Below are 3,354 nucleotides of genomic sequence, written 5' to 3' on the forward strand. Positions count from 1 at the left end.
GAACACCGCGCCCCAGATGCCGAGGCCACCCTGCCAGATGTAGAGCGCCTCGACGGGATGCTTGCCCTCGCCGAAGTACTTCTGCCAGTCGGTGGCCACGTGATAGATCCGGCCGCCGACCAGGCCGAACGGCACCGCGAACATCGCGACATCGAGCACGGCGCCCGGCTGACCACCGCGCTCGCGCCACCGGCGTTCACCCCACCAGATGGCGACGACGATGCCGAGAATGATGAACAGTGCGTATGCCCGCAGCGGGAAGGGTCCGAGTTGCCAGACCCCCTGGGGCGGACTCGGAATATAGGCCAGGACTGAGTTCACCCGGCCCACGTTAGTGGAGAGCCCTACGGGCGTGTTGCCGCGACCCGGACGGTGGACGACGGGCCGGTGACGAGCGATGGGCCCGGCCGCGGATCAGCGGCCGGGCCCATCGTGCGAACTGCTAGGAGCGAACGGTCGCCGAACGCACGCCCTCGGCCAGTTCGGCCGTCAGTGCGCGCACCGCGTCGAGACCCTCCGGCACGGCCGAGACCAGCGCCGAGCCGACGATCACGCCGTCGGCGTACGCGGCGATCTCGGCGGCCTGCGCCCCCGAGCGCACGCCGAGGCCGACGCCGATCGGGATGTCGGAGTGCGCGCGGATGCGCGAGCACAGCGCGGGTGCGGCCGAGGAGACCGCGTCACGGGCACCGGTCACACCCATGGTCGAGGCCGCGTAGATGAAGCCGCGGGAGGCCTCGAGGGTCTTGACCAGACGCTCTTCGGTCGACGACGGCGCGACCAGGAAGATGCGATCCAGATTGTGCGTGGCCGAAGCGACGAACCAGTCGTCGGCCTCGTCGGGGATCAGGTTCGGCGTGATGATGCCGGCGCCACCGGCCGCGGCGAGATCGCGGGCGAAGGTGTCGACGCCGTATTTGAGCACCGGGTTCCAGTAGCTCATCACCACGGCCTGACCACCGGCATCGGCGATCGCCTCGACGACCGAGAACACGTCGCGCACCCGCACCCCGCTGCGCAGCGCCTGCTCGGCGGCGGCCTGGATGACCGGGCCGTCCATCACGGGATCGGAGTAGGCGACGCCGACTTCGACGATGTCACAGCCGGATTCGACGAGCGCCCGGCACGCGGCGATGGAGCCGGCGAGATCGGGATAACCGGCGGGCAGATAGCCGATCAGGGCGGCCCGGCCCTCGCTGCGGGCTGCGGCGAAGGTGTTCGCAAGACGCGACTGCTGACTCACTGTTGGTGCTCCTCGGCATCGTCGTCGAACAGACCGAACCAGCGCCCCGCTGTGTCCATGTCCTTGTCACCGCGACCGGACAGGTTGACCAGGATGACCGCGCCCTCGCCGAGCTCCACGCCCAGCTTCAGCGCGCCCGCCACCGCGTGCGCGGACTCGATCGCCGGGATGATGCCCTCGGTGCGCGAGAGCAGCAGCAGCGCGTCCATCGCCTCGGTGTCGGTGATCGGCCGGTATTCGGCGCGGCCGATGTCCTTGAGGTGGGCGTGCTCGGGGCCGACGCCCGGGTAGTCGAGTCCGGCCGAGATCGAATGCGATTCGATGGTCTGGCCGTCTTCGTCCTGCAACAGGTACGAGTAGGCGCCCTGGAACGCACCGGGCGTGCCACCGGTGAAGGTGGCGGCGTGGCGCCCGGTTTCGACGCCGTCGCCGGCCGCCTCGAAACCGACGAGGCGCACGCCCGCATCGGGGATGAAGGCGTGGAAGATGCCGATGGCGTTGGAACCGCCGCCCACGCAGGCCACGACGGCGTCGGGCAGCCTGCCCGCTTGCGCCGGAAGCTGGATCTGCTCGCGCGCCTCCAAGCCGATCACGCGCTGGAAATCACGGACCAGCAGCGGGAACGGGTGCGGACCGGCGGCGGTGCCGAAGCAGTAGAACGTGTCGTCGGCGTGGGTCACCCAGTCGCGCAATGCCTCGTTGATCGCGTCCTTGAGCGTCTGCGAACCCGAGGTCACCGGGATCACCTCGGCGCCGAGCAGCCGCATGCGGGCCACGTTGAGCGCCTGGCGGGCGGTGTCGACCGCACCCATGTAGACCACGCAGTCGAGGCCGAGCAGCGCGCACGCGGTGGCCGTCGCGACGCCGTGCTGGCCCGCTCCGGTCTCGGCGATGACGCGCGTCTTGCCCATCCGCTTGGCGAGCAACGCCTGACCGAGCACATTGTTGATCTTGTGCGAGCCGGTGTGGTTGAGGTCCTCACGCTTGAGGAAGATCCGCGCGCCACCCGCGTGCGCGGCCAACCGGGTGCATTCGAACACCGGCGACGGACGGCCGGTGTAGTCGCGCTGCAGCCGGTCGAGCTCGTCGAGGAAGCCGCGATCGGTGCGGATCTTGTCGTACTCGGCGGTGACCTCTTCGATCACGGCCATCAGCGCCTCGGGGACGTGCCGTCCGCCGTAGACACCGAAGTGGCCGCCCGCGTCGGGTTCGTACTCGGAGTGCTGGGCGACACCGGCGCTCGCCGGGGGAAGCACCGTCACCGGATGCTCCGTCGGGCCGGCTTCGGGCAGGACGGGTGCGTGCCGGCGGTCACCAGTTCGGACACGGCCGAACGCGGGTTACCGCTGGTCACCAGGCCTTCGCCGACGAGCACGGCATCGGCGCCCGCACCGGCGTAGGCCAGCAGGTCGGCGGTGCCGCGGATGCCGGACTCGGCCACCCGGATGACCTCCGAGGGCAGGCCGGGCGCGATCCGCGCGAACACATCGCGGTCGACCTCGAGGGTCTTGAGGTTGCGCGCGTTGATGCCGATCACCGTCGCACCGGCTTCGAGGGCGCGATCGGCCTCTTCCTCGGTGTGCACCTCCACCAGGGCGGTCATGCCGAGGGATTCGGTGCGGTCGATCAGCGAGGCGAGCACGTCCTGTTCGAGCGCGGCCACGATCAGCAGGATCACATCGGCGCCGTGGGCACGGGCCTCGTGGATCTGGTACGGGCCGACGACGAAGTCCTTGCGCAGCACCGGGATGTTCACGGCGGCGCGCACGGCGTCGAGATCGTCGAGCGATCCACCGAAGCGGCGGCCCTCGGTGAGCACGCTGATGATGCGCGCGCCCCCGTCTTCGTAGGCCTTGGCCAGCACGGCGGGATCGGGAATGTCGGCGAGCGCGCCCTTGGAGGGGCTGGCTCGCTTCACTTCCGCGATGACACCGATTCCGTCCTCGTGCAGCGCGGCGTGTGCGTCCAGCGGTCCCTTGACCGCGGCGGCAGCAGCTTTGATCGCTTGAAAATCGAGGAGGGCTTCGCGAGCGGCAACATCCGCTCGGACCCCGTCGAGAATCGAGTCGAGTACCGTCATCTGGCTCGAATCCTTTCTGGGGAGACGCACT

General features: G+C 69.8%; 4 protein-coding genes. All 4 read right to left on the reverse strand.

Translation table 11 applies throughout. The features are described from left to right. On the reverse strand, positions 1 to 321 hold a 321-nt coding region (locus ACFWF3_RS29365; protein WP_379316838.1), incomplete at its 3' end, for a prolipoprotein diacylglyceryl transferase family protein. 121 nt (positions 322 to 442) lie between these two features. Then, positions 443 to 1,243 carry a tryptophan synthase subunit alpha gene (gene trpA / locus ACFWF3_RS29370; RefSeq protein WP_378637179.1) on the reverse strand — a complete coding sequence of 267 codons (801 nt, stop codon included), beginning with the start codon at positions 1,241 to 1,243 and terminating at the stop codon, positions 443 to 445. Continuing rightward, on the reverse strand, positions 1,240 to 2,505 hold the full coding sequence (trpB, locus tag ACFWF3_RS29375) for a tryptophan synthase subunit beta (protein ID WP_378637181.1): 1,266 nt from the start codon (positions 2,503 to 2,505) through the stop codon (positions 1,240 to 1,242). Before trpB ends, trpA begins: the two co-directional genes overlap by 4 nt. Beyond that, positions 2,502 to 3,323, reverse strand: coding sequence for an indole-3-glycerol phosphate synthase TrpC (gene trpC / locus ACFWF3_RS29380; protein ID WP_056824640.1), 822 nt, complete (start codon positions 3,321 to 3,323; stop codon positions 2,502 to 2,504). The genes trpB and trpC overlap by 4 nt, the downstream gene beginning before the upstream one ends. Positions 3,324 to 3,354 lie beyond the last annotated feature (31 nt).

The organism is Nocardia sp. NPDC060220 (assembly GCF_042727815.1).
Classification (GTDB): Bacteria; Actinomycetota; Actinomycetes; order Mycobacteriales; family Mycobacteriaceae; genus Nocardia.

What these genes read in the sequence shown, in the direction of transcription:
- trpC (WP_056824640.1), bottom strand. Translation starts at nt 3,323, where the DNA reads ATGACGGTACTCGACTCGATTCTCGACGGGGTCCGAGCGGATGTTGCC.